Origin of the sequence: Bradyrhizobium japonicum USDA 6, assembly GCF_000284375.1 — a bacterium.
Lineage (GTDB): Bacteria > Pseudomonadota > Alphaproteobacteria > Rhizobiales > Xanthobacteraceae > Bradyrhizobium > Bradyrhizobium japonicum.
In genome coordinates this window covers 5,566,736-5,592,408 of sequence record NC_017249.1, presented here as the reverse complement: position 1 = coordinate 5,592,408, position 25,673 = coordinate 5,566,736, and the positions used below count along the sequence as shown (strand labels likewise).

The 25,673-nt window shown below is 65.5% G+C and carries 18 protein-coding genes; 11 read left to right on the top strand and 7 right to left on the bottom strand.

All coding sequences use genetic code 11. The features are described from left to right. The first annotated feature begins 24 nt into the window (after positions 1–24). Positions 25–864 carry a helix-turn-helix transcriptional regulator gene (locus BJ6T_RS26460; protein WP_014495584.1) on the top strand — a complete coding sequence of 280 codons (840 nt, stop codon included), beginning with the start codon at positions 25–27 and terminating at the stop codon, positions 862–864. Here BJ6T_RS26460 and BJ6T_RS26455 read toward each other — a convergent pair. Together BJ6T_RS26455 and BJ6T_RS26450 are read right to left on the bottom strand one after the other, a co-directional pair. Further along, the gene (locus BJ6T_RS26455; RefSeq protein WP_014495583.1) at positions 861–2,093 is read right to left on the bottom strand and encodes an NAD(P)/FAD-dependent oxidoreductase; all 1,233 of its coding nucleotides are present in this window, start codon (positions 2,091–2,093) and stop codon (positions 861–863) included. The genes BJ6T_RS26460 and BJ6T_RS26455 overlap by 4 nt on opposite strands. Before the next feature lie 64 nt (positions 2,094–2,157). Further along, positions 2,158–5,274 (bottom strand): Rne/Rng family ribonuclease, encoded by a 3,117-nt coding sequence (locus BJ6T_RS26450; RefSeq protein WP_028169551.1) that lies wholly within the window; start codon positions 5,272–5,274, stop codon positions 2,158–2,160. Between the two features lie 704 nt (positions 5,275–5,978). Here BJ6T_RS26450 and BJ6T_RS26445 point away from each other — a divergent pair. From BJ6T_RS26445 to BJ6T_RS42675, 8 genes are all read left to right on the top strand, one after another. After that, positions 5,979–7,274, top strand: coding sequence for an N-acetylmuramoyl-L-alanine amidase (locus BJ6T_RS26445; RefSeq protein WP_014495580.1), 1,296 nt, complete (start codon positions 5,979–5,981; stop codon positions 7,272–7,274). A gap of 286 nt (positions 7,275–7,560) precedes the next feature. Next, a complete protein-coding gene (locus BJ6T_RS26440) occupies positions 7,561–10,071 on the top strand; it encodes a penicillin-binding protein 1A (RefSeq protein WP_014495579.1) in 2,511 nt (836 codons plus the stop codon). Positions 10,072–10,174: 103 nt separating this feature from the next. Further along, a protein-coding gene (gene prfB / locus BJ6T_RS26435) for a peptide chain release factor 2 (RefSeq protein ID WP_141378514.1) occupies positions 10,175–11,306 on the top strand; the annotation gives its coding sequence in 2 pieces (ribosomal slippage) (positions 10,175–10,243 and positions 10,245–11,306; 1,131 coding nt in all). After that, positions 11,306–12,187, top strand: a complete 882-nt coding sequence (locus BJ6T_RS26430) for an NAD(P)-dependent oxidoreductase (RefSeq protein WP_014495577.1) — start codon at positions 11,306–11,308, stop codon at positions 12,185–12,187. The genes prfB and BJ6T_RS26430 overlap by 1 nt, the downstream gene beginning before the upstream one ends. A 14-nt stretch (positions 12,188–12,201) precedes the next feature. Then, the gene (locus BJ6T_RS26425) at positions 12,202–13,077 is read left to right on the top strand and encodes a DMT family transporter (protein ID WP_014495576.1); all 876 of its coding nucleotides are present in this window, start codon (positions 12,202–12,204) and stop codon (positions 13,075–13,077) included. 77 nt (positions 13,078–13,154) lie between these two features. After that, complete coding sequence (locus BJ6T_RS26420; protein WP_014495575.1) at positions 13,155–14,066, top strand: DMT family transporter; 912 nt, start codon at positions 13,155–13,157, stop codon at positions 14,064–14,066. Positions 14,067–14,175: 109 nt separating this feature from the next. Then, positions 14,176–15,411: an ABC transporter substrate-binding protein gene (locus BJ6T_RS26415; RefSeq protein WP_014495574.1), complete on the top strand. Its 1,236-nt coding sequence runs from the start codon at positions 14,176–14,178 to the stop codon at positions 15,409–15,411. A gap of 250 nt (positions 15,412–15,661) precedes the next feature. After that, complete coding sequence (locus BJ6T_RS42675; protein ID WP_014495573.1) at positions 15,662–17,845, top strand: hypothetical protein; 2,184 nt, start codon at positions 15,662–15,664, stop codon at positions 17,843–17,845. Here the strand turns inward: BJ6T_RS42675 and BJ6T_RS26405 are convergent. Genes BJ6T_RS26405 through BJ6T_RS47460 form a run of 5 tightly spaced genes read right to left on the bottom strand, consistent with a single transcriptional unit; the run spans position 17,758 to position 23,439 of the window. Continuing rightward, on the bottom strand, positions 17,758–19,209 hold the full coding sequence (locus tag BJ6T_RS26405; protein WP_080593897.1) for an O-antigen ligase family protein: 1,452 nt from the start codon (positions 19,207–19,209) through the stop codon (positions 17,758–17,760). The two genes, BJ6T_RS42675 and BJ6T_RS26405, sit on opposite strands and share 88 nt — an antisense overlap. Positions 19,210–19,221: 12 nt before the next feature. Next, entirely contained in the window at positions 19,222–20,601 is a 1,380-nt protein-coding gene (locus BJ6T_RS26400; RefSeq protein WP_014495571.1) for a glycosyltransferase family 4 protein, read from the bottom strand. After that, positions 20,598–21,338, bottom strand: coding sequence for an ABC transporter ATP-binding protein (locus tag BJ6T_RS26395; RefSeq protein ID WP_014495570.1), 741 nt, complete (start codon positions 21,336–21,338; stop codon positions 20,598–20,600). Before BJ6T_RS26395 ends, BJ6T_RS26400 begins: the two co-directional genes overlap by 4 nt. Positions 21,339–21,341: 3 nt before the next feature. Further along, the gene (locus tag BJ6T_RS26390; protein WP_014495569.1) at positions 21,342–23,270 is read right to left on the bottom strand and encodes a glycosyltransferase; all 1,929 of its coding nucleotides are present in this window, start codon (positions 23,268–23,270) and stop codon (positions 21,342–21,344) included. Between the two features lie 7 nt (positions 23,271–23,277). Next, entirely contained in the window at positions 23,278–23,439 is a 162-nt protein-coding gene (locus tag BJ6T_RS47460; RefSeq protein WP_014495568.1) for a hypothetical protein, read from the bottom strand. Between the two features lie 126 nt (positions 23,440–23,565). On the opposite strand from BJ6T_RS47460, the gene BJ6T_RS26385 reads away from it, so the two are divergent. Together BJ6T_RS26385 and BJ6T_RS26380 are read left to right on the top strand one after the other, a co-directional pair. Further along, positions 23,566–24,456, top strand: a complete 891-nt coding sequence (locus BJ6T_RS26385) for a DUF6502 family protein (RefSeq protein ID WP_028169550.1) — start codon at positions 23,566–23,568, stop codon at positions 24,454–24,456. Then, positions 24,453–25,673: a DUF5666 domain-containing protein gene (locus BJ6T_RS26380; RefSeq protein WP_014495566.1), complete on the top strand. Its 1,221-nt coding sequence runs from the start codon at positions 24,453–24,455 to the stop codon at positions 25,671–25,673. The genes BJ6T_RS26385 and BJ6T_RS26380 overlap by 4 nt, the downstream gene beginning before the upstream one ends.

The following is a 25,673-nucleotide window of genomic DNA, read 5'->3' as shown; positions in this document are numbered from 1 at the left end:
TATCGGGGTATAATAGCTAACAGGATGAGCGAGAGCGCTGCCGCCGACAACTTGCTTGGGGCCTATCTGAAGGACCGTCGCACCCGGCTCGATGCAGCCGCGTTCGGCTTCTCCGGCAGCCGCAGGCGCACGCCGGGTCTGCGCCGGGAGGAAGTGGCCCAGCGCGCCAACATCAGCTCGACCTGGTACACCTGGCTGGAGCAGGGCCGCGGCGGGGCGCCGTCGGCCGACGTGCTCGACCGGATCGCGCGCGCGTTGATGCTGACCGATGTCGAGCGCGAGCACCTGTTCCTGATCGGCCTCGGCCGCCCGCCCGAGGTGCGCTACCAGGCCAGCGAAGGCGTCTCGCCGCGGCTGCAACGCGTGCTCGATGCGCTCTCATTCAGCCCGGCGCTGGTGCGCACCGCGACCTGGGACGTCGTCGCCTGGAATCGCGCCGCAAGCGTCGTGCTGACCGACTACGGCGCGATCCCGCCGGGACAGCGCAACATCCTGCGCTTCATCTTCTGTGATCCGCGCGTGCGTGCCGCGCAGTATGACTGGGACAGTGTGGCGCGCTTCGTGGTGGCCGCATTCAGGGCAGACGCGGCGCGGGCAGGTGCCGTCTCGCATGTCGCCGATTTCGTCGACGAGCTCTGTCGGACAAGTCCGGAATTCGCGGCGCTCTGGCGCGACAATGACGTGCGCCATCATGGCGACGGCACCAAGCGGCTGCGGCATCCCGTTCACGGCACGATGTCGTTCGAATATTCGAGCTTCAATGTCGAGGGCCGCTCCGATCTCAGCATGATCGTCTACAATCCGGCGACGCCCGAAGATGCCGACCGGATCAGGAAGCTGCTGGCCGAGCGCGCCGACTGCTAGAACCGCTCGGGCCGGTATGGCGTCGGATCGATCGCCGGCGTCTCGCCGCTCATCATCCCGGCGAGCAGGCGACCGGTCGCGGGTCCAAGCGTAAAGCCCTGGTGGCCGTGGCCGAAATTCATCCAGAGGCCCTGATGACGCGGCGCTTGCCCGAGCACCGGCAGCATGTCGGGTGTGCAGGGGCGGGTGCCGAACCACGGGTCGGGCTCGACCCGCTTGCCGAGGTCGATCAGCTCTCGCGCCGAAGCTTCGGCACTGGCGAGCTGCACCGGCGTGGCGAGCGCGTCCATGCCGGTCAATTCCGCGCCCGTGGTGATGCGGATGCCCTTGGCCATCGGACCCATGGCGTAGCCGCCGGCCTTGTCGACCAGCGGCAGATCGAGCGATGCGCCGCCGCTGTAATGCATGTGGTAGCCGCGCTTGCGCACCAGCGGAATGCGATAGCCGAATTTGTGCAGGAGATTGGGCGACCAGGGCCCGAGCGTCACGACGGCGGCCGCAGCGTCGATGGCTCCCTGGTCCGTGTCGACCGACCAGCCGGTCGCGGTCTGCCGCAGGGTCTGGGCATCGCCGAGCACGATGGTGCCGCCGAGGCGCTCGAACAGCTCGGCATAGGCCGTGACCAGTGCGCCGGGATCGGACACGGTCCAGGTGTCGAGCCAATGGATCGCACCGGGCAGGTCGTCGCGCAGGATCGGTTCGGCCTTGGCGAGCTCGGCCCCCGAGAGCGCGCGAAACCTGACGCCGAATTCGCGCTGGTCTTGTTCCGCCGCCTTGACGGCGAGATCGAAGGACGCTGCGTCGCGATGCAGGTGCCGGTAGCCCGCGCGGCGGATCAGATTGTCGGCATGGGCTTCGCGAATGAGGATGTCGTGCTCCGCCGTCGCGTAGGCGATCAGCCGCGCCCAGGCGTCGATCGCCTCGCGATGCCGCTTCGGCGCCGAATGCCACCAGTAGCGCAGCAGGGGCTCGATATGGAGATGGAGCGACGACAGGCTGTAGCGTACGTCGTTGGTGCGGCCGGTCGCGATCTTCAGAAGCGAGGCGAGGTCGCGCGGCATCGGATAGGGACGCACGGCTTCGGCCTGGATCATCCCGGCATTGCCGTAGCTGGTCTCGCGGCCCGGCTCCCTGCGGTCGACGAGCGTGACCGACCAGCCGCGCTGCCGGAGGTGCAGCGCCGCGCTCACACCGATCATGCCGCCGCCGAGAACAATTACGCTTTGCATCGTACTGACCTTGCCAAATCAAAACCGCCCGGTTTGGCCGGGCGGTTTCAACTGATTGTTCGCTCTACTCGCCGCCGCCGAACCGGCGAGACCACCAGCCGGCGCGACGCGGTGCGGCCGGAGTTTCGCTTGCCGCTTCCGGTGCGGGTTCAGCGGCCGGTGCGGGCGGAGCAACCGGCTCTGGCGCTGCCACAACCGGTGTTGCCGGCTCGCTCGCGCTGCTCGACAGGAAGCTCACCTTTTCCCGGACCGTGGAGCGGCGACGCGCAGCCTTGTCGTCGGCCGGCTCTTCGTCCGCGGCGGCTGGAGCAGGAGCCGGCTCAGGCTGGGCCGGCGCCTCAATCTGCACCTCGGCGCGCGGCTCGGGCTGGCTGACCTGAGGCTCGGCGGTGGTGTGTTCGGCCTGCGCGATCGAGGGCGCAGCCTCGCCGCCGAAGCTGTCGAAATCGGCGACGGCGTCGGTCGCTTCCGACGGCGCACTGGCTGCGAGCTCGTCGCCGATGGAGCCGGCGAGACCTTCCTCGTTGCCACCGCGACGGCGGCGTCCACCGCGACGACCACGCCGGCGACGGCGATCGCCGTTGCCCTGCTGCTCGCTGCGGGCCGCCTGGTCCTCACCTTCCTCGCCGTCCTGCTCGGACTCGGAATCCTCTTCACCTTCGCTGGCCGCCACGGCCGCTTCGGACGACGCCGGAGCGCCATCCTCGCGCAACTCGCCGTCGCGCGGGCCACCGCGGCCGCGCCGACGCCGGCGGCGCTTGCGGCGCTGGCCGTCCTGGTCGGAAGCCGCTTCGCCGCCAGCCTGCTCCTCGGCGAGGCCTTCGGTTTCTTCGGTCTCGACCTCGGATTCCAGCTCCGGATCGAATTCCTCGTCGTCATAGGCTTCTTCGGCTAGGGGCGGCGGGCTTGCGGCGGCCTGCGCCGCCAGCAGCGCCTTCGCGGCTTCCAGCGTATGCACCTGCTCGCCGCGGTCGATGAGATAGGCCTGCGGTCCGCTGACGCTGGGGTCGGCGATGACGGCCAGCGTGACCTTGAAGCCGTTTTCGAGGTCGCGCAGATGGCCGCGCTTGTGGTTCAGCACATAGAGCGCGACATCGGTGCGGGTGCGGACCACGAGATTGTGGGTCGCGCCCTTCATCAGGATCTCTTCGAGGCCGCGCAAAAGCTGGAGCGCAACCGAGGAGACCGAGCGGACATGGCCGGTGCCGCCGCAATGCGGGCAGGGATCGGTCGAGGATTCCAGCACGCTGGCGCGGATGCGCTGGCGCGACATCTCGAGCAGGCCGAAATGCGAGATGCGGCCGACCTGGATCCGGGCGCGGTCCTGCCGCAGGCAATCGGACAGCTTGCGCTCGACCGCACGGTTGTTGCGCTTCTCGTCCATGTCGATGAAGTCGATGACGATCAGGCCGGCGAGGTCGCGCAGACGGAGCTGGCGGGCGACCTCTTCGGCCGCTTCCAGATTGGTCTTGAGCGCAGTGTCCTCGATATGGTGCTCGCGGGTCGACCGTCCGGAGTTGACGTCGATCGAGACTAGCGCCTCGGTCTGGTTGATCACGATGTAGCCGCCGGAGCGCAGCTGCACGGTCGGAGAGAACATCGCGTCCAGCTGGCTCTCGACGCCCATGCGTGAGAACAGCGGCTGGCCGTCCCGATACTGCCTCACCGCGCTGACATTGGCGGGCATCAGCATCTTCATGAAGTCGCGCGCTTCGCGGTAGCCGGACTCACCGGCGACCGAGATCTCGTCGATCTCCTTGTTGTAGAGGTCGCGCAGCGAGCGCTTGATCAGCGAGCCTTCCTCGTAGACCAGGGTCGGGGCCTGCGACTTCAGCGTCAGGTCGCGCACCGTCTCCCACATCCGGATCAGGTATTCGAAGTCGCGCTTGATCTCGGGCTTGGTGCGGGCGGCGCCGGCGGTGCGCAGGATGATGCCCATGCCCTCGGGCACGTCGAGATCCTGCACAACTTCCTTCAGGCGGGAACGATCCTGGGCGCTCGTGATCTTGCGGCTGATGCCGCCGCCGCGTGCGGTGTTCGGCATCAACACGGCGTAGCGGCCGGCGAGCGAGAGGTAGGTGGTCAGCGCCGCGCCCTTGTTGCCGCGCTCTTCCTTGACGACCTGCACCAGCATCACCTGGCGGCGCTTGATGACTTCCTGGATCTTGTACTGGCGGCGCGGGCGGAAGGTGCGCTCCGGCACTTCCTCCATCACGTCGTCGCCGCCGACGGATTCGACGTGTTCCTCTTCGGCTTCCTCGCCGTCCTCGTCCTCGTCGTCTTCCTCATCGGACTCCTGATGACGGGCATCAGTGCTTTCGCCGGCAGCGTAAGCGGCGTCGGCCGGTTCGGTGGAAGCGGTCACGGCTTCGGCGAGAGCCTCGGCATGGGCCTCGGAGGCGACAGCCTCCTGCGGTTCGGCAGCGGCCTCGGTCGCGACCACGGGCTCGGCGCCGACGGCCGCGACAGGCGAGGGCGTCTCGCCGGCATGATCATGGTCATGGTGATCTTGCTGGCCGTCATGACCATGGTCATGATCGTGATGGTGGTCGTCGTGCGCATGATCGTGATGATCATGGCCTTCGTGGTCATGATCGTGGTGATCATGCTCGCCATGTTCGTGGTCTTGATGATCGTGGTCTTGATGCTCTTGGCCGTCGTGCTCGCCGCGATGCTCGGCATCGGCGTGCAGATGCTCGCCCTCGTGCGGCGCGCCCTCGGTGTGCGGAGCTTCGCCCTCGACCGGCTGGGCTGCGGGATCGGCGCCGGCCTCGAGACCCTCGACGATGTCGCTGCGGACGCGCTCGCCTTGACCGCGGCGGCGGGCGTTGCGGTGGCGCGAGCGGCGGCGGCCGTGGGAGCGGTTCTCGCTCTCTTCCTCGGCCTCGCGATGGGCCTGTTCCTCGGCCTCGATCAGTGCCTGCCGGTCGGCGACGGGGATCTGGTAGTAGTCGGGATGGATTTCGCTGAAGGCGAGGAAGCCGTGGCGGTTGCCGCCATATTCAACAAAGGCAGCCTGGAGCGAAGGCTCCACCCGGGTGACCTTGGCGAGGTAGATATTCCCGCGCAGTTGCTTGCGTTGGGCGGTCTCGAAATCAAACTCTTCGACGCGATTGCCGCGGACCACGACGACCCGGGTCTCCTCCGGGTGGGTGGCATCGATCAACATCTTGTTGGGCATGTCTTAACTCTTGGCGGCGGCGGGCGCGATTCACCGTGGGCGCGATCTGCGCTGCCGGGTGACGCGACGGTCCACCTGATTCGGGGGTGAGGGGAAGGCCGAAACGCCGTCTCTCGCGCCTTGCCGAAACGGAAGCTGGAGGGCCGAAGCGGCGCGCGGGATTGTCACTCCGCAGCGTCGCGAACGGTCCTTCAGAATTCGTCGGCACAGTCTGGCGCATCAAGCGTCGGCCCGTATGAAACATTGGGCGGCGGGGCCGCCCCTCAATCAGTTGCTGCTGGCCAGGCATGGCGCGAGCGCGCTCGCCTTGGGGATTACGAACCGCTCCCTTGGGATTAAGGGACCGGGTAACGAGTCACGTCGCTGTCAAAACCGTCCCGGAAACGCGGTGGTAACCAGGGACCGTCCGCCACCGGGGCTTGACCCGCTCCGCCTCGCTGCCGCGCACCGCGCTGGTCTTTGAGGGGAACGGAAAAACGCTGGAATTCCCAAACCTTGAGAGTTCCGGCGCTGCACCGGGAGGCTGAACGCGACACAACCGGAAATATCGGCCGTCAGCACTCCGTACATACGTGGAATGGACCAACCGTGCAAGGAGCGTCGCACGGCGGTCACAGTTGGCGAGTTTCGTATATCCGTCATTAAGCATCGATTAACCCTGCGGTTCTATTGCGTTAAAGGAGCTGCTCGGAGGCGCAAAATCGGTGGCGAGCCGCACAAATCAAAGGGTTTTGCTGGGATGCGCGGTTCTGTGCGCCGCAGCATTGGCCTGCGCTGATTCCTGGCGCCTAAGCGCGGCGGAAAGCCAACCGCAACCCTCTGTTGCGGTTGCGAATTTTCCGACCGCCTCCGCCGCTCGGCTGGCCGGCGATGGCAAGCAGACCCGCTTCATCCTCGACATCGATCAGGCCGTCACCTTCCGCGCTGTGACGCTCGCCGACCCGTACCGGGTGGTGGTCGATGTGCCCCAGGTCAATTTTCAACTGCCTGCCGGCACCGGGGTCGAGGGACGGGGACTGGTCAAGGCCTTCCGCTACGGACTGGTCATGCCCGGCGGCTCGCGAATCGTGTTCGACCTGACAGGCCCGGCCAAGATCACCAAATCCTACGTGCTGGAGGCCGCCAATGGCCAGCCGGCCCGGCTCGTGCTCGAGCTGGAGGAGGTCGACCGTGCCGCCTTCGTGCAGTCGCTCGTCCCCGAGAAACGCCCCGAACTGCGGCCCGCCATCGCCGACGCGCCGCCGGCAACGGTTCCGGCCGCCGCCGCTCCGGACGCCGGGCAGCAGAAGGTCGATGGCCGCCCGATCGTCGTGATCGATCCCGGCCATGGCGGCATCGACAACGGCACGCAGTCGAGCGGCGAGAGCGAGAAGACCCTGGTGCTGGCCTTTGGCCTGGCGCTGCGCGATCGGCTGGACAAGACCGGCAAATTCCGCGTGGTGATGACACGGGACGACGACACCTTCATTCCGCTCAACGACCGGGTCAAAGTCGCCCGCGGGCTCAAGGCCGCCTTGTTCGTCTCGATCCACGCCGACGCGCTGCCGAAGGCCGAGGGTGATGCGCAGGGCGCGACCATCTACACGCTGTCCGACAAGGCCTCCGACGCCGAGGCGCAGCGACTGGCGGATGCGGAAAATCGGGCGGATGCGATTGCCGGTTTCAATCTCGCGGAAGAGCCGACCGACGTCGCGGACATCCTGATCGACCTCACCCAACGGGAAACTCGTACCTTTTCAAGTCGTTTTGCCCGCCTGTTGATGGGTGAAATGAAGTCGACCGTGCGGATGCACAAGCATCCGCTGAAGTCGGCCGGCTTCCGGGTCCTCAAGGCGCCTGACGTGCCGTCGGTGCTGGTCGAAATCGGCTATGTCTCCAACAAGGGAGACCTCGAGCATCTCGTTTCCGAGGGCTGGCGGTCCAAGGCGGTGGGCTCGATGGCTCAGGCGATCGACGGGTTCCTGACCAAGCGCATGGCCACGGCGGGATCGTCAAACTGACGACCGGGGGATCGTCGAACTAACGACCGGGGGATCGCCAAATTGACGAGCGGAGGTTCGTCGAATTCAGAGGGATTTTCCGTCCCGTTGCAAAAGCCCTAGTTTGGCCACAGCGGGCGCTTTATAAAAATGCCGCAGGGGGTTCCGGAATCGGCGAGAATCCCGTTCGGCAAGCGTCTTGGTCCGGCACTGATGTAATTGAGTAGGCCGGTGAATTCGCGACGTGGAGTTGGCGCCTGTTTTGGGTGCCTTGAGCTGATCCAGAGTTTGAACGGATAAACATATAATGCGCTTGCTGGTGCGGTTCATGGGCTTCCTGTTCGCCGCGGGAACGGTGGTGTTCCTTGTTGGTGTCGGGGCCGTGGCAGGCCTGATCTGGCATTTCTCCAAGGACTTGCCGGACTACTCTCAGCTTCAGGATTACGAGCCGCCGGTGATGACCCGCGTGCACGCGGTCGACGGCTCGCTGCTCGGCGAATACGCCAAGGAGCGGCGGCTGTACCTGCCGATCCAGGCGGTGCCGAAGCTCGTGATCAACGCCTTCCTCGCGGCCGAGGACAAGAATTTCTACGAGCATGGCGGCATCGACTACACCGGTATGGCGCGCGCCGGCGTGCTCTTCATCCAGAACTACGGCTCGAACCGGCGTCCGCAGGGCGCCTCCACGATCACCCAGCAGGTCGCCAAGAACTTCCTTCTGACCAACGAGGTCTCCTTCGCCCGCAAGATCAAGGAAGCCTTGCTGGCGATGCGCATCGAGAAGACCTACTCGAAGGACAAGATCCTCGAGCTGTATCTGAACGAGATCTATCTCGGCCTCGGCGCCTACGGCATCGCGGCCGCTTCGCTGGTGTATTTCGACAAGTCGGTGAACGAGCTGACGGTCGCTGAAGCGTCCTATCTGGCCGCGCTGCCGAAGATGCCCGCGACGCTGCATCCGGTGCGCAACCGCGATCGCGCCATCGAGCGCCGCAACTACGTGATCGACCGTCTGCTGGAGAACGGCTGGATCAAGCAGGCCGACGCCGACAAGGCGCGCAAGGAGCCGCTGGCCGTCACCAACCGTTCCAACGGTGCCCACACCTTCGCCGGCGAATATTTCGCCGAGGAAGTCCGCCGCGACATCTTCGAGCGCTACGGCGAGAAGAAGCTCTACGAAGGCGGTCTTTCCGTCCGCACCACGCTCGATCCGAAGATCCAGGTCATGGCGCGCAAGGCCATGGTCGCCGGCCTCGTGAATTACGACGAGCAGCAGGGCTATCGCGGCGCCATGAGCAAGCTCGATATTTCGGGCGATTGGGGCGTGAAGCTCGCCGAGATCAAGTCGCTGTCCGACATCTCGCCATGGCGCATGGCGGTGGTGCTGGAAACCAGCGACCAGTCCGCGCGTATCGGCTTCCAGCCGAACCGCGAGCTCGGCGGCGCCATCAGCAAGCAGCGCGAGACCGGCATCGTCACGGTCGACGGCGTGCGCTGGGCGAGGGCGGCCCAAGGCAATGCCAAGGGCAAGACCCCGACGTCGGTGGCGCAGGTGTTGCAGCCCGGCGACGTGATCTATGCCGATCCGCTCTACACCAAGGAGGGACAGCCGGTCGAAGGCCAGTACCGATTGCGCCAGATCCCCGAAGTGTCCGGCGCGATGGTGGCGATGGATCCGTGGACGGGCCGCGTGCTCGCGATGGTCGGCGGCTTCTCGTTCGACCAGAGCCAGTTCAACCGCGCCACGCAGGCCTACCGGCAGCCGGGTTCGTCGTTCAAGCCGATCGTCTATTCGGCCGCGCTCGACAACGGCTATACGCCGTCGACCGTGGTGCTCGACGCGCCCATTGAAATCGACCAGGGCCAGGGCGCCGGCGTATGGCGGCCCGAAAACTTCTCGTCCGGCAAATTCCAGGGACCGGTGACGCTGCGCAACGCGCTGCGGCAGTCGCTGAACACCGTGACCGTGCGCCTCGCGCAGGACATCGGCATGCCCCTGATCGGCGAATATGCGCGCCGCTTCGGTGTCTATGACGAATTGCCGAACTATCTGTCCTACGCGCTCGGCGCCGGCGAGACCACGGCGATGCGCATGGTCACGGCCTATTCGATGCTCGCCAATGGCGGTCGCCGGGTGAAGCCGACCTTGATCGACCGTATCCAGGACCGCTACGGCCGCACCATCTTCAAGCACGACCAGCGCGAATGCCGCGGCTGCGACGCGCCAGGCGGCTGGAAGAACCAGGCCGAGCCGCAGCTGATCGACCGCCGCGAGCAGGTGCTGGATTCCATGACCGCCTATCAGATCACCGAGCTGATGGAAGGCGTGGTCCAGGCCGGTACCGCAACCGTGGTCAAGGAGGTCGGCAAGCCGATCGCCGGCAAGACCGGCACCACCAACGAGGCCAAGGACGCCTGGTTCGTCGGCTTCTCGCCCGACGTCGCCGTCGCGATCTATATGGGCTACGACAAGCCGCGTGCGCTCGGTAGGGGCAACGCCGCGACCGGCGGTCATCTGGCCGCGCCCATCGCGCGCGACTTCCTCAAGCTCGCGCTCGCCGATAAGCCCGCGGTTCCGTTCAAGGTGCCGGCCGGCATCAAGCTCGTGCGCGTCGTCTCCAAGACCGGCATGCGCGCCGGACCCGGCGAGACCGGCGGAACCATCCTCGAAGCCTTCAAGCCGGGCACGGCGCCGCCAGACAATTATTCGGTGATCGGCGTTGCCGATGCCGACGGGCGCGGCGGCGTGCCGGCGTCGCAGCAACAGCAGCCGGATTCCGGCTTCTTCATGCGGCCGGGCACCGGCGGGCTGTACTAGCGGATAAGAGAGACGATCGCGGTTCCGGCGGTTGCGCTTTGCAGCCGCCGCCGCTACATCCCAGCTCCAATGCACGCGGGATTCCGCGAGATCAGAGAACGACATGCGCGCCGAAATCGAACGGTTGGTAGAAGAGATCAAGCAGTCAGTCGGGCTGCTGAGGAGGCATCTTTGACGTCGAGAAATCGACGGCGCGCCTCGCTGAGCTGAACAAGCTCGCAGAAGATCCCAATCTCTGGAACGATCCCCAGAAAGCCCAGAAGCTGATGCAGGAGCGGACCTCGCTTGAGGATTCGCTTTCGGGCATCGGCAAGGTCGAGCAGGAGCTCGAAGACGACATCGGCATGATCGAGCTCGGCGAGGCCGAGGGCGATGCAGGTGTTGTGGCCGAAGCCGAAGCCGCGCTGAAGAGCCTGAAGAAGGAAGTCGCCCGGCGCGAGCTCGAAGCGCTGCTGTCGGGCGAGGCCGATCGTTTCGATTCCTATCTCGAAGTCCATGCCGGCGCTGGTGGCACCGAGAGCCAGGACTGGGCGCAGATGCTCTTGCGCATGTACACGCGCTGGGCCGAGACGCACGGCTTCAAGGTCGAATTCCTCGAAGAGTCCGAGGGCGAAGAGGCCGGCATCAAGTCCGCGACGATCCAGGTCTCCGGCCACAATGCCTATGGCTGGCTGAAGACGGAGGCGGGCGTGCACCGCCTCGTCCGCATCTCGCCGTTCGATTCCAATGCGCGGCGGCACACTTCGTTCTCGAGCGTGCAGGTCTTCCCCGTCATCGACGACAGCATCAAGATCGACATCAAGGAATCCGACGTCCGCGTCGACACCATGCGCTCGGGCGGTGCCGGCGGCCAGCACGTCAACAAAACCGAATCCGCGGTGCGCCTGACGCACATTCCGACCGGCGTTGCCGTGGTCTGCCAGGCCGGCCGCTCCCAGCACAAGAACCGGGCGCAGGCCTGGGACATGCTGCGCGCGCGGCTTTACGAGATCGAGTTGAAGAAGCGCGAGGAGAAGGCCGCCGCCGACCAGGCCGCCAAGACCGATATCGGCTGGGGTCACCAGATCCGCTCCTATGTGCTGCAGCCCTACCAGATGGTGAAGGACCTGCGCACCGGTGTGCAGACCTCCGACACGTCAGGCGTGCTCAACGGCGAGCTCGACGACTTCATGGCCGCAACCCTGGCGCAGCGCGCCTTCGGCACCGCCGGCGCCGACATCGAGGACGTCGACTGATGTCCCGCGTCGCCTTCATCGGATTGGGGCGGATGGGCCACGGCATGGCCGGCCGCTATCTCGATGCCGGCTTCACGGTGACGCTGTGGAATCGCAGCAAGGCAAAGGCGGGCGACCTGATCGCGCGCGGTGCGCATTGGGCGACATCGCCTGAGGATGCCGCGATCGATGCCGATGCGGTCGTGACAATGGTCGCCGATGACGAAGCCTCGCGCGCGGTCTGGCTCGGGCCTCAGGGCGCGGCCAAGACGGCAAAGGCCGGCACCATCGCGATCGAGTGCTCCACCGTCTCCTATGACCACGCCCGCGAAATGGGCCGCGAACTGAACGCGCGGGGGCTGATCTACATCGACTGCCCGGTGACGGGATTGCCCGATGCGGCAGCTGCCGGAAAGCTGACGCTGCTCGCAGGCGCCGATGCGGCCGACCTCGAACGCGCCCGGCCTTATCTCGAACCGATCGGCTCGACCATCCGCCATTTCGGCGCGGTCGGCTCCGGCACCGTCTACAAGCTCATCAACAATCTCCTGGGTGCGATCCAGATCGCGGGCCTTGCCGAAGGCCTCGCCATCGCCGAGCAGGCCGGGCTCGACATGAACCTGGTGCTGGAATCGATCCAGGCTGGTGTCGCGGCCAGCCCGCAAGTGCAGCGTCATTCCAAGCGCATGGTCGCCCGCGATTTCAGCGGCGCGACGTTTACGGCGGCGCTGCGGCACAAGGATGCGGCCTACGCCGTGAAGCTCGCGGAAAGCCTGCTGGCGGACAAGCCGCTGGTCTCGCGCGCTGCGGTCGAGTCCTACGCGCAGGCCAAGGCCGCGATGCCCGATGACGACGAAGGCAAGATGATCGAGCTGGTCTCGCGGCCGAAGAAGCCGACCTAGCTGGACGCGTCAACATGGGGCAGCCTCGTTCGGAACGCGGTCTCGGCATTGCCCTCGTCATCTCCGCCGCAATTGCCTGGAGCACGGCGCCGTTCTTCACGCGCCTGTTGCCGTTCGATCCCTGGACCATCCTGTTCTGGCGCGGCCTGTTCGCGGGCAGCTTGATCACGGTCTTTCTCGTCCTGATGCAGGGCCGCGCCGCGCTGTGGCAATTGGTCGTGCCGGGGAAGGGCGGCCTGCTCGTCGCGTCCTTGTCCGCGGTCGGCATGGTCTCGTTCATTCCCGCGCTTCAGATGACCAAGGTCATGAACGTGGCGGTGCTGATCGCCACCCAGCCCTTCGTTGCGGCTGCGCTGGCGTGGCTGTGGCTCGGAGAGGCCGCGACGTGGCGTACGCTGACCGCGAGCCTGATCGCCTTTGCCGGCGTGGTGATCACGGTCGGCGGCGTTCAAGCCGGCGCCGATCTCGGCGGCGTCGCGCTGAGCTGCCTGATGGTGCTTGCCATCTCCGCCATGACGGTCGTGGTCCGGCGCCATCGCGAGACGTCGATGGTGGCGGCGGCCGCGCTTTCGAACTTGATGGGAAGCCTCGTCAGCCTTCCCTTCGCCCACGACATCGCCCATGTCGGCGGACATGGCCTTGCGATCCTCGCGATGTTCGGCTGCCTCCAGGTCGCGCTCGGCCTGACCTTCTACATGCTCGGCTCGCGCTTGCTGCCATCGGGACAGGCCTCGCTGATCGCGACGCTGGAAACACCGCTGATGCCGTTCTGGATCTGGGTCGGCTTCCGGGAGTTGCCCGCCGTGCACGCGCTCATTGGCGGCGCGCTGGTGATTGGAGCGGTGATCGCCGATATTACCGGCGATGCTCGCTCGCGGCGCCCCTCCTGAGCAACGTTATCGGGAATCGGGTGGCGGGCTTTCTCGCGTCGTCCTAGGCGGCAGGCTCGGCCGCCGAGGTGAAGCACATGTCCCCAAACGATAGCAGGATCGACGCGCGAGACTGGTCGCTGCTTGCGGTGCTCTCGGTTCTCTGGGGCGGATCGTTCTTCTTCAACGGCGCGGCGCTGCGGGAATTGCCGCCGCTGACGCTGGTGCTGCTGCGCGTCGCGCTTGGGGCGGCCATTCTGCTGCCGTTGCTGCGGATGCAGGGGATCGGGCTTCCCAAGGGTATGCCGGGCTGGAAGCCGTTCGTCGCGATCGGGCTGCTCAACAACGTCATCCCGTTCTCGCTGATCGTGATCGGCCAGACCTTCATCCCGAGCGGGCTGGCGTCGATCCTCAATGCTACCACGCCGCTGTTCACGGTGCTGGTGATGGCGATGGCGGGCGAGGAAGCCTTGCAGATGCGGCGCCTTGCCGGCGTGGCGCTCGGCGTCGCCGGCGTGGTCGTCCTGCGTGGCTGGGGCATCGAGATGCGGCCGGGGCAGGGGCTCGGCATCCTGCTCTGCCTCGGCGGCGCCCTCAGCTATGGCTTTGCGGCGCTGGCCGCGCGGCGGCTGCTGAAGGACACGCCTCCGCTGGGAACGGCGACGTTTCAGCTGATGGCATCGACGGTGATGATGGCGATCGTTGCCGGCGCAATGGAGCAACCGTGGCACCTTTCGATGCCGGGCCTGACGACCTGGCTCGCGGTGCTTGGCCTTGCCGCCCTGTCGACGGCGCTCGCCTACATCGTCTTCTTTCAGATCATCCGCCGCTCGGGCGCGACCAATGTGATGCTGGTGACGCTGCTCATTCCGGTCACCGCCATCCTGCTGGGATGGCTGGTGCTGGGTGAGCCGATCTCCGCGCGCGAGATCGCGGGCGCCGTCGTCATCGGCAGCGCGCTGCTCGTGATCGACGGGCGCGCGCTGACATTGCTGCGGCGCATCGCGTAAGTTCCGGGTCCGTCGTTTCACGGCGCGGAAAATCGCGGCGCTTGCCAGCGACGAACGGCCTTGCGACACTCTCCGCAAAACAAGACTACAAAACATAGGGGAGAGAACGATGCCGGGTCGTCGCGGAAGCCTTGCTGCCCTCGCCATTCTTGCTGCCGGCGTGCTCGTCACGGCACCGGCCTTGGCGCAGAAGAAATACGATCCCGGCGCCACCGATACCGAAGTCAAGATCGGCAACATCATGCCCTATAGCGGGCCGGCGTCGTCCTATGGCGTGATCGGCAAGACCGAGGCCGCCTATTTCAGGATGATCAACGACCAGGGCGGAATCAACGGCCGCAAGATCAACTTCATCAGCTATGACGACGCCTATTCGCCGCCGAAGGCGATCGAGCAGGCGCGCAAGCTGGTCGAAAGCGACGAGGTGCTGCTGATCTTCCAGCCGCTCGGCACGCCCTCGAACTCCGCGATCATGAAATACATGAACGCCAAGAAGGTGCCGCAGCTGTTCGTCGCCTCCGGCGGCACCAAGTTCGGGGACCCCAAGAATTTCCCGTGGACCATGGGTTTCCAGCCGAACTACCAGAGCGAGGGGCGGATCTACGCAAAATACATCCGCGATCATTTCCCCAACAGCAAGATCGCCGTGTTCTGGCAGAACGACGACGCCGGCAAGGACCAGTTCAAGGGGCTGAAGGACGGGCTCGGCGACAAGGCCAATATGATCATCGCCGACAAGTCCTATGAGGTCAGCGATCCCTCGATCGACTCGCAGATCGTGGCGCTGCATGACTCGGGCGCCGACATCTTCTTCTCATGGGCCGCCCCGAAGGGATCGGCGCAGGCGATCCGCAAGGTCGGAGAGCTCGGCTGGAAACCAAAATTCTTCCTCGCCAATACGGCGACTTCCATCGCCTCGGTGCTGAAGCCGGCCGGGCTCGACTATTCCAAGGACATCATCTCGACAGCCTATCTGAAGGACCCCACCGATCCGACTTGGGACAAGGATCCGGCCGTGATCAAATGGCGCGCCTTCATGGACAAATATTACCCTGATGGCGACAAGGCCAATGCCAACAACCTCTATGGCTATGTGCAGGCCGAGGCGATGGCGCAGGTGCTGAAGCAGTGCGGCGACAATCTCACGCGAGACAACGCGATGAAGCAGGCCACGAGTCTGAAGGATTTTCATACCGATCTGATGCTGCCCGGGATCATGGTCAACACCTCCGCCGACGACTACTTCCCGATCGAGCAGATGCAGCTGATGCGCTTCAACGGACAGGCCTGGGAGCTGTTCGGCGACGTCATCACCGGCGAGGTCGGGCACGAGCGGAGTCCGTAGTTCGGTTGTATGTGACCGACAGCGGTCGCGGTGTCCAACTCCGCCAAAGAAATGTGCTCCCGGGTGTGTTCTACTTCACATTGCATCCGGGTCGGCCAGCGTAGTCTTCCCTATTGTTCGGGCATCTGTGTCGACGCGCGCTGCGCCTCCACGAGGTCCCTGATCTGAATTGTGCGTCTGAATTGTGCCCTGCCTCGGCGAGGGCAGAGCCAATCATGCAAGCGTCGCCTGCTATGTGGGAGCGCGTAACATGGACATCATCCAAGCGATCGTTACGAAGAGCCAATGGATTATTGCGATCTTGGCACTCTTTGTCGTGGCCTGGGCGCGCTTCAACTCTCCGCCCACCAATCGGTCCGGTACGACCTTCGCGCTGTTCTTCTGGGGGGTGATATTCTACTACGCCTTGATGATACCGCTCTGGCTGGTCGTAATGATCGGACTCGTCCAGGGCAGCATCGGGTTCGACTTCATCGTCGGCCAGGTGAAGGCGGTAGATCCAAAGGCGCAGGCGCAACTGGATCAATATGCTCCGATCGTGGCCGTGCTCATCATCGTCGTCGCTTCGCAATTCCGGCAGGTGGCACGGATCGACCGGGCCGCGCGCGCATTTTGTGTCAGATTGGCCGCCATTCCGCGTGAAGCCGACCGACTCGCATTTGAACTCGCGCAAACCACGGGTTTCGTCCCGCGCGACGACCTTCGAAGCAAGGTGACCAAAATCGTTTCGGAGAATATCGGTCCGCAAGCGCTGAGTTTCAGCAGGGACGGTACTCTTCCCGACCGCTTCACAAGAGCCATCGGCCTATACAACCTGTTCGTCGGACCCCGGCAGAATGCTGCGGCCCTCGACTTCACCGGAAATGGATATGGCCGATCCGCCTACGCCATGATCATGCAAATGGGCGACGCGGTGGCGGCTCGTGCGGATGCCCGTTACGAAGAGATGATGCACGCCGGTCTTGCCTTTTTCACGTCGTCGCTTCCAACCCCGGAATTGAAGGACGCTTTGAACCGAAACATTGCTGAGGTCACCAACCTTACTTGCGGCCTCGTGTCTCGCTATGTCCTGTTTTGCGAAAGGACCCATAGCGGCCGATTACAGCGGCTAGCAAGGATGGGTTTTGCCTACAGTCCCGGGCCGACCTTTGGGCTGGATCAATGGGCGACAACGATCTTTCTCGTCACGGCCTGGAGCATTGGCATGATGGTGTTCATGCCGGGAACACTTCCGATCGACGTCGGCAAGGTGCTGACGATTGCGGTCACGTTCGGTGCTTCGATCGGCTTCGCAGTCCTGGGCGCAATCGTCGTGGCGCAACGCTTCATCGGACGCAAGGAAGGCAACACGCCTGGATATCCGCCTATCGCCGAGTTGGTTGTCGCCGGTCTCGTCGTCGTGGGGCTGTCGATTGCGCTCCGGATCGGCATTCCACTAGTGTCCGCCCTGATGCAGGGAGGAGGATATCAGGACGTTCTTAGACAGTTCATCGAGCGGCTATACGGCGTCATCACGCCTTTCATCTGTACGATTTCCCTCGGGCTCATTTGCTCCTACATGGGATGTTCGCGGATGAGCTGGTACCGCGTGGCGGCCCTCGGGGCTCTCGCGAACGGCGCCGCGCTGACCTGTGCGGGGTGGCTGGTCGCGCATATGATCGGCCAGCAAGTACTGGCTCAATTCTATGTACATCCGCAGGATGCGATCCAACTGGTGGCGCTAAGCACTGGCTTAACCGGCTTCATCGTCGGCGGCATGGTCCTCGCGGTCTTCAATGAGTCCGAGCGCATACGCAACGTCGCTGCCGAGCGGATAGCCACCAGTCCGCACAAGGAGTTTCCATTGCATGATGCGCCGTCGATTGCCGGCGGACTCGAACCTCCGCCAGTGACGTCTAGGTTCGACGTCGCCGATGATCTTGGCTACCGCGATCGCGCGGGAGTGGAGGCCTTCGAGGGGGACTACGTCTGCTTCAGGCCCGCGTTCTCCAACCCCGAGATCATCAGTGCCTACATCATCGGCATTCATTGGGACGAAGCCGAGTCCTGTCTCATGTTCGAGGAACGCGAACGGGTTGATGCCGGGCACACGCAGAGGGGCCGTGTCTACATCCCGGATGGACGGCCGTTCCTGAACTTCGTCACCCTCGAAAAGGGAGCGATACGTCTGATCATGGTGTCACGTCCAGATAAGAGAAACGAGCCCGCACGCGGTCTGATCACGACGCTGTCCAATCCCGGTGGCGCCCAGTTTACGCCGGCGAGCGCTCCGATCGTTCTCAGGCGTGTGGTCGATCACACGCTTCCGCTCGGCTTCATTCGACCGGGAGCGCTCAGCTACGAAAGCTATCGCCGCGAACTCGAAATGGTGGTGCCTGTTTTCGGCGTCTTTGCGCTGGCTCCCCCCCAGGCGGCTTGCGTGGCGGCGGAGTAAAAGGCCTGGTCGGCGCTGAGCCGCACGCCGGCGCGCAGAAATTTTTGCGGATCGACCGCTTCACCCTCCATGCGGGTCTCAAAAAGCAAATGTGGTCCGGCTTTCGCTTTCAGCACCATGCCGCCGGCGACGCCGACGCCGAGCACATACATCCAGCCTTCGTGGAAATCGAACAAGTGCGAGTTCAGCAGTGAGCTCGCGATGTTCTGCACCACGGCGACGAGCCCGATCCAGGCCGCAAGGCCTTCGTCCAGGAACAGGCGGAGGTGGGCGATCCACATGGCGTAGAGCAGGACGACGCCGAGTACGCCCCATTGCATCGCGACATTGAGGCTCTGGTTGTGGGGATTGCTGACGATCTCCGCATCGAGGCTGCTTCCACCAGTAGCGGCGCGCTCGAACTGGCGCTTGATTGACCCGGTGCCGTGACCGGTCAGGGGCGCCTCGGCAATGGCGTGAAGCGCCTTGCGCCAATAGGTCAGGCGTTGGGCGGTCGAGGCTCGGCTGATGTCCTCATGGCCGTGGCGGTATTCCACGGCGATGTCTGCAATGCGGTGGCGCAGATAGGGCGAGGTCGTCCAGGCCAGCGTGCTCGCAGCTATCGTGCCGGCGAGCAGGGCCAGCGTCGCGCGCCGGCTCAAATGCCTCCAGGTGAGCAGTCCGAGCAGCACCGCGATGCACAGCAGCGCCGTGCGCGCGGAGGCGACGAACACCATGTTGGTGGCGAACAGCAGGATCAATGCCACACAGACGACTGTCGCGACCACGTTTCCGCGGCGCCGGAAAGTCAACGCCGGCAGCGCTAGCGCAAAGGCGCACAGCGTGAATTCCTGGCTCTGGTCGATGTAGTTCTTGACGGGAACGCCGGCCGACGCGGTCGCGGTGAGTTTCCAGGCGGGATCGTGCAGCACGATCCAGGAGTAGACTGCAAGTAGCGCGCAGGACGCGAGAAAGCCAAGGAAAACCCAGAAACCGCGTTCGGATCGGCTGAAGTGATAGAGCAGCGCCGGGATCAGCACGAGCTTTGCGACCGGCTTGATCGCATGCAGCCGGTCCGCCCACGCGCCGTCCGACCAGAGCGTGCCGAGAAGCGCGAGCAGCAGGAAGGCAAAGGGCAGGGCGAACGCAGGCCGTGCGAGCTGGCGTCCATAGTCGCGCCAGTCGATGGTCGGCGTCACCACCAGCAGCCAGAGCCCGACGAAGATCGAAGGCGCCGTGGTCGACCAGGGTAGCGACGCCGCGATCAGGACGGCGAGCACATCGGCGGCCCCGATCAGCGCGGGCGATCTGCCCATGGCTTGCCATCGGGCGCGCAAGGCTTGTGGGCCGGCCGGACCGGACCGGACCGCGGGTTCAGCAGTCATGCGCAACGACGCTTATCGCGCGGCGGCCCGGTTTACCCGGGGCATCTCAAGTCCGAGGAAATCGCGGGCCTGGGTCTCGTAGCCAAAACGCTCGGCGAGTTCGTGTCGCCGTGCCCGGATCCTGCCGCGGTACTCCTCCTGACGCGTCAGCACGCGGGTGACAGAAGCTGTGATCGAGTCGGTCGAGAACGGGTCAAAATAGTCGGCGAGTTCGCGCGCCACCTCGCGGAACACCGCGATGTCAGAGCACAGCACCGGCGTGTTCGCGGCCAATGCCTCGATGATCGGCACGCCAAAGCCTTCGGCGAAGCTCGGCATGATCAGCCCGTGCGCTTCCGCGATCAGGGCCGCCTTCTCGTGTTCGTCGACATAACCGGCGAAGCGGACGTTTGGCGGCAGGTTGCGCATCCGGCTTGTCTCGCCGGCATAGCCGATCACGACGAGATCGGCCTGGGGCACGCCGCGGAAGGCGCGGATGACTGTGGCGACGTTCTTGCGCGGCTCGTTCGAGACGATGACGACGAAGCTCGGCCGCCCCGGACGCCCTGACGGGGCTGGGAGGTGCAGGACATCCGGGGCGTCGAACCGGGTGCGGGGATACACGACCCGCGCCGGGAGGTGCGCAAATTGCGGCAACAGTTCCCTGAACCGCATCATGCTGTAGTTTGAAACGAAGGCGAGCTCGTTGGCTTGAAGCAGGCTGGTGAGAAGCCGCGACAGGAACAGCCGCGTTGCGACGTCGCTGAGCTTGAGGTCGGTGAGCGGCAAGAGGTCGTGCACCACGCAGATCACCTTGGCATCCGGCTTGCGCCTGATCGCCACCCGGGTCGGGGTGTCCACGACAATGACGTCGTAGTGGCGTGCGTCGACCTGAGGCGGTGGCAGCAGGAAGAAGGCCGAGGAATCCTGATAGCTGTAGAAACCGGGCTCGAGCTGGAAGGCGCGGAATAATTCGAGATGGCGCAGATCCGGCGGGACGTATTCGAGCGCGGCGGTCCTGTTCTCGATCAGCCGGGCGTTCAGCCCGCGCAGCCCGACGGCGCGCAGCAAGCAGAGGATATAGTCCCACGACACCGACATGGTGGCCTTGTGTCGGAGCCAGTCGAGCGTGCGCCGCAAGCCATTGCGCGCCAGCGGCTCGCCCATGTTGATCTCGTCGAGGAAGCGGTAGAGGGCGAGCAGCTCGATGTTGCGCGCCTCTGACGGAAACAGCTTGGTGCGCCGCTCCCGCCGGCGCAGCTTGCGATAGCGCTTGGTGGTCTCGACCAGCAAGGTCAGCTCGTGGCCCTCGGCCGCGAGCGAGCGCATCAACTCGCGCGTGAAATGGAATATGCCGCGCTTGTGGTTGGGCTCGCCCAGCGCCTCGGAGACGACGAGGATATTCTGCTTCATGCGCGTTTCTCGCGGAGCTCGAAGGGGTGCGTGACCGGCGGCTCGACCGTGATGGTCGAGGCGATGCGGCCGTGATCGAGATTGATGATGCTGGAGCAGGTGCGGCGCAGCAGCGGCTGGTCGTGCGAGGCGATGATCACGATCGCCGCCTGCGAGACCAGGTTTTGCAGCCGCCGCTCGGCCTTCTCTGCAAAATGCTCGTCGACGACGCTGAGCCATTCGTCGAGCAGCAGGATGTCGGCCGGGAAAGCGGTGGCGGTCGCGAACAACACCCGCATCAGCATTCCCGAGGAGAACATCCGCAGCGGCAGCCGCTGCATCCGCGTCTCGAGCTCGGTGAAGGCCCAGATCTCGTCGATCACGCTGCGTGTCGGCTTGCGACCGCTGATCCGCAGCAGCAGCGCGATATTGTCCTCCGCCACGAAGTCGAGATTGACCCCGGCATTCAGGCCGAGCAGGGGCACGACGTTGCCCCGGACCGTGACACGGCCACTGCTCGGCGGATAGACGCCGGCGATCAGGCGCAGCAGCGTCGACTTGCCGGAGCCGTTGGGTCCGGCAAGCCCGATACGGGCGCCGGCTTCGGCCTCGATCGTGAAATTGTCGACGGCGCGGATGATCCGCATTTCGCCCGGCTCGCGGATGAGGTGGCCGAGCAGCCGCCGCTTCAGCGAGAAGTCGTAGGCGCCGTAGAGCGGATAATCGAGACAGACGTTGTGCAGGCTGATCGAGACCATGCGTCAAATCCAGAAGGCGGCTTTGCGCAGGTGGACCAGCGTCAGCACGCTCCCGAACATCAGCAGCGCCAGCGTGACGAGGACGTAGACGATGCTGGTGGGATCGATATGGCCGCCTGCAAGCGGCTCGCGCCACACCGCGAACAGATGCGTCAGCGGATTGAGCCGCATCACCGTCGAGCGGTGATTGATCATCTGGGTGGACCAGACCACGGGTGAGGCGAGGAAGGCGAGCATCAGCGTGGATTCGATGATCGGCTTGAGGTCGCGATAGCGCGTTGCCGTCGCGCCGAGGACGAGGCTCAAGGCGAAGGTGCAGGCTATGAACAGCAGCAGGCCGGGCAGCGCCGCCAGCGCGTGAGAGAGGTCGTGGGGCGAGAGGATCAGCCACAGCACCAGCGGCACGCAGGCGTTATGCAGCGCGAACAGCGCCTGGCGGAACGTGCATTGCAACAGGAAGATCACCGGCGGCAGCGCCCGGTCGCGGATCAGGCTCGCGGAATTCTGAAGCGCCGTGGTCGCATCGAGCACGACGCTGTTGAGGAAGGTCCAGGCCGTCATCGACAGCGCCAGCATCGGCAGGCGCGCCAGCATGTCGGCGTTCGACATCTGGCCGATCACCGAGCCCAATACTGCGACCACGATCGCCATCTGAAGCGACATCCAGAACGGGCCGAGCAGCGAACGAACATAGCGGTGGCGCATGTCCGACCAGGCCAGTGCGGCCGCGATCCGGACTGTGTCCAGCCAGCCGGTCGCCCGCGGCGGCTCGGCGGCGGTGACGGGTTCCCTGGACGACGCGGTGACGGCGTCGCGGTAGACGGCCTGCATGCCTTCCCTGAAAGCTGGGGCGGAATAGCGGGTGAGGGCGCGCGTCCGGGCTGACAGTCCCATGCGGCGGCGGCGCTCGGGATCGCTGATCAGCGTGTCGATGGCATCGCCGAGCTTTTCGGCATCGCCCGGCGGCACCGTGATCGCCTCCATGCCGTGGCGGGCGACGCGCGGCACCGCGGTGTCGAGCGCCGTGTTCACGACAGGGCGGCCGGCGGCCATGGCCTCGAGCTGGACCAGGCCAAAGGTCTCGGCATTGGTGACCGACGGCATGACGAAGACGTCGGACAGGCACATCAGCTTGATGCGCTCGCTGTCGTTCACCGAACCGAGCAGGCGGACGCGGTCGCCGAGGCCGAGCTCGCGGATCAGCTGCTCGAGCCGCGGCCGCTCGGTGCCTTCGCCGATGATCCAGACCTCGAACTTGCGGTTGACGGCGGCGCGGATCAGGACGTCGAAGCCCTTGTAGGGCACGAGCCGGCCGCAGGCGAGCACGAACCGGCCGCGATCGTTCACGTGGTGCGGCTCGATCTTCGGCCAGTCGTAACCCGCGGTGTCGATGCCGAACGGCACGACGTGGCATTTGTCGACGAATTCCCGCAGCAACGGCGTGTTCTCGATCAGCGCGTGGTCCGAGACGATGATCGCTTTCGCCCGGCGCAGTGTCCGCCGCATCAACGGTTCGATGAGCCAGCGCAGGCCGGCATGGGTAACGATGTCGGCATGCCAGTGCACCACCAGCGGCCGATTGGCGCCGAAGCCGAAGGCGAAAACGAGGTCGGCGAGCGGGAAGGGGGCATGGAGCGCGAGCAAATCGTGCTCGGCGATCTTGCGCCAGAGCCGCCAGGGATAGGTAGGAGCGGCGGGAAGCGACAGGACATTGCCGAAGGAGCGGACGCGCTCGACCGGCACGTCATTGACGACGATCTCGCGCCGCTCGGCCGATTGCGAGCAGACCAGCACGGCGGAGGCGAAGCTGTCCTTCAGGCTGGCGCAGATGTCGCGGATCACGGTCAGCGTGCCGCCGAACAGGTCGGGATAATAGATCTTGAAGATGTGCAGCACCGACGGGCGGCGCGGAGTTTCGCTGGCGTGATGCATGATGGTGTCAGCCTGCGAGCAGGGCCGCGACGAACGGTGCGGCCAGCACCGAGATGAAGATCACGCCGCGCAACAGCGCCGGCAGCATCGGCTCGATTGCGCCGTGCCCCCAGTCGGGAGCCGGCACAGCACGCAGTGAATTGGAATTGCGGACCAAGCGGTCAGCCATGGGTGTGAGTCCCTTTACGTCGCGCCCTCAGTGGTGTCCCGTATATGTGGGAAAATTTACCACGTCAATCGGAAAGGAGAAAAAAGTGGGATTGTGTCCCACGTGGGGCGCGGGTACAATTCAGACATGAATGCCAAGTCCGGGTCCAAAGCAGCGGCTCCGCAGCCGAATGCCGCCGCGAAGCTGCACGCGCCGCTGGCGCGGCTGCTGCGCCCGCTCGTGCGGCTCTGCATTCGCAGCGGCATGACCTTTCCGGCATTGGCGCAATTGCTTCGCGAGCTGTTCGTCAACGTCGCCGAGCACGATTTTGCGCTGGAGGGGAAGGAGCAGACCGACAGCCGCGTCAGCCTGCTCACCGGAATCCATCGCAAGGAGGTGGCGCGGCTGCGCGGTGCCGGTGCGCCGGTGCACGAGGCGCCGGCCGCGGTGTCGCTGACGAGCGCCGTGATCGCGCGCTGGCTTGCCGCGCCCGAATTCACCGATGCGAAGGGCGAGCCGCTGGCGTTGCCGCGCACGGCCGAGGGCGATGCGCCGTCGTTCGAGCAGCTGGTCGCCTCCGTCACCAAGGACGTGCGGCCGCGCGCGGTGCTCGACGAATGGGTCGACCGCAAGCTCGTCACCATCAACGATTCCGACGAGATCGAGCTGGTCGAGGCGGCCTTCGTCCCGAGCGGCGAGGACGACAGCAAATGGCACTATCTCGGCCGCAATCTGCACGACCATATCGCGGCCGCCGCGCAGAACGTCTCAGGCGCGGCGCCGCGCTTCCTCGAGCGCGCGGTGCACTACAACAACATCTCGCCGAAGCTTGCCAAGCGCCTCGAGGCACGCTCGCGCGAGCTCGCGATGGACGCGCTGAAGACCGCCAACCGCGAGGCCAATCGCGCGCTCACCAAGGACAAGGGCGGTGACGCCCGCTGGAATTTCGGCGTCTACATCTACAGCGAAGACGCAGATGGCGAAGGAGAGGCCAAAGAAGGCGGCAAGGAAAGCGGCAAGGAGGGTGGTTCTTCATGAGCCGGCCGCCGTTGATCTCCCGCCGTCTGCTGCTGACAGGATTTTGGCTCGCCGGTACGGCGATGGCCCACGCGCAGATCAAGCGCGGCACCGATCAGGGCATCGGCGGCACCGGAATCAGGCGCGGTGACGACCACGGCATCGGCGGCACCGGCATCGTCGGCGTGATCCAGCGTTTTGGCAGCATCTACGTCAACGGCGAGCGCGTCACCTATGCGAGCGACGTGCCGGTCCGGATCGACGGCGAGGCCGCGAGCCCCAAGGCTCTGCGCATTGGCCAGCTTGCGCGCGTGGTCGCGACCCGTCAGGCCGATGGCACGCTCGTGACGCGCAACATCACGATCGCGAGCGAGGTCGCAGGTCCGATCGAAGCCGTGAAGGGCAACGAGCTGACGGTGCTCGGCCAGAAGATCGTCGCAAGCGACAAGGAGAGCAAGCTTCGTGCGGGCACGCAGGTGGCCGTCTACGGCCTGCGCCGGACCGACGGCGTGATCGTCGCAAGCCTGATCGAGCCGCGGCGCGAAGCGATCGAGCGTGTCACCGGTCTCGTCGAGCGCGGCCCTGACGGCTTGCGTATTGGCGGGCTGAGGCTGAGCGGGGTCGATCCGCTGCTGGTTGGCCAGCGCGCCCAGATCGAGGGCCGTTCGAGCCAGGGCACGATGCAGGCCGCGCGCACGCGCATCGACGACTTCTCAGATCTCGTCGGCGCAAGCCGCCTCTCGATCGAAGCCTATGTGCAGCGTGTGGGATCGAACCTCCAGCTCGGCTCCGGCTTCGTGGCTCGTGACGGTTCACGCTTCGGCCCGGCAGCCGGCGAAGCCCGCATGGTGGTCAACGGCGTGTTCGACCGCTCGCGCGGCTTGCAGGTGGAATCGGTTCAGGCCAGCGGCCAGGGGCCGGGAGCACCCCCATCCGGTGGCGGCAATCCCAATCGGTCGCCCGGCGGCTCGATCCTGCATCCGAACCGCGGCGCCGCCACTCCGAGCGGCGGCCAGCCCGGCGCGCCCGGTGGTGGACCTGCGCCGGGATCTGGCGCGGGATCTGGCCCAGGACCTGGCTCAAGTGCGAATCCCGGCTCCGCGCCGACGGGCCCGAGCGGCCCGTCAGGCCCCGGCGGATTTGGTTCGCCCGGCGGCGGGCCGATGGGACCCGGCGGTGGAATGGGCGGTGGCGGCTTCGGAGGTCCCGGAGGCGGGATGGGCGGCGGCCGGCGGTAA

What these genes read in the sequence shown, in the direction of transcription:
- BJ6T_RS26460 (WP_014495584.1), top strand. Translation starts at nt 25, where the DNA reads ATGAGCGAGAGCGCTGCCGCCGACAACTTGCTTGGGGCCTATCTGAAG.
- BJ6T_RS26455 (WP_014495583.1), bottom strand. Translation starts at nt 2,093, where the DNA reads ATGCAAAGCGTAATTGTTCTCGGCGGCGGCATGATCGGTGTGAGCGCG.
- BJ6T_RS26450 (WP_028169551.1), bottom strand. Translation starts at nt 5,274, where the DNA reads ATGCCCAACAAGATGTTGATCGATGCCACCCACCCGGAGGAGACCCGG.
- BJ6T_RS26440 (WP_014495579.1), top strand. Translation starts at nt 7,561, where the DNA reads ATGCGCTTGCTGGTGCGGTTCATGGGCTTCCTGTTCGCCGCGGGAACG.
- BJ6T_RS26430 (WP_014495577.1), top strand. Translation starts at nt 11,306, where the DNA reads ATGTCCCGCGTCGCCTTCATCGGATTGGGGCGGATGGGCCACGGCATG.
- BJ6T_RS26425 (WP_014495576.1), top strand. Translation starts at nt 12,202, where the DNA reads ATGGGGCAGCCTCGTTCGGAACGCGGTCTCGGCATTGCCCTCGTCATC.
- BJ6T_RS26420 (WP_014495575.1), top strand. Translation starts at nt 13,155, where the DNA reads ATGTCCCCAAACGATAGCAGGATCGACGCGCGAGACTGGTCGCTGCTT.
- BJ6T_RS26415 (WP_014495574.1), top strand. Translation starts at nt 14,176, where the DNA reads ATGCCGGGTCGTCGCGGAAGCCTTGCTGCCCTCGCCATTCTTGCTGCC.
- BJ6T_RS42675 (WP_014495573.1), top strand. Translation starts at nt 15,662, where the DNA reads ATGGACATCATCCAAGCGATCGTTACGAAGAGCCAATGGATTATTGCG.
- BJ6T_RS26405 (WP_080593897.1), bottom strand. Translation starts at nt 19,209, where the DNA reads ATGACTGCTGAACCCGCGGTCCGGTCCGGTCCGGCCGGCCCACAAGCC.
- BJ6T_RS26400 (WP_014495571.1), bottom strand. Translation starts at nt 20,601, where the DNA reads ATGAAGCAGAATATCCTCGTCGTCTCCGAGGCGCTGGGCGAGCCCAAC.
- BJ6T_RS26395 (WP_014495570.1), bottom strand. Translation starts at nt 21,338, where the DNA reads ATGGTCTCGATCAGCCTGCACAACGTCTGTCTCGATTATCCGCTCTAC.
- BJ6T_RS26390 (WP_014495569.1), bottom strand. Translation starts at nt 23,270, where the DNA reads ATGCATCACGCCAGCGAAACTCCGCGCCGCCCGTCGGTGCTGCACATC.
- BJ6T_RS47460 (WP_014495568.1), bottom strand. Translation starts at nt 23,439, where the DNA reads ATGGCTGACCGCTTGGTCCGCAATTCCAATTCACTGCGTGCTGTGCCG.
- BJ6T_RS26385 (WP_028169550.1), top strand. Translation starts at nt 23,566, where the DNA reads ATGAATGCCAAGTCCGGGTCCAAAGCAGCGGCTCCGCAGCCGAATGCC.
- BJ6T_RS26380 (WP_014495566.1), top strand. Translation starts at nt 24,453, where the DNA reads ATGAGCCGGCCGCCGTTGATCTCCCGCCGTCTGCTGCTGACAGGATTT.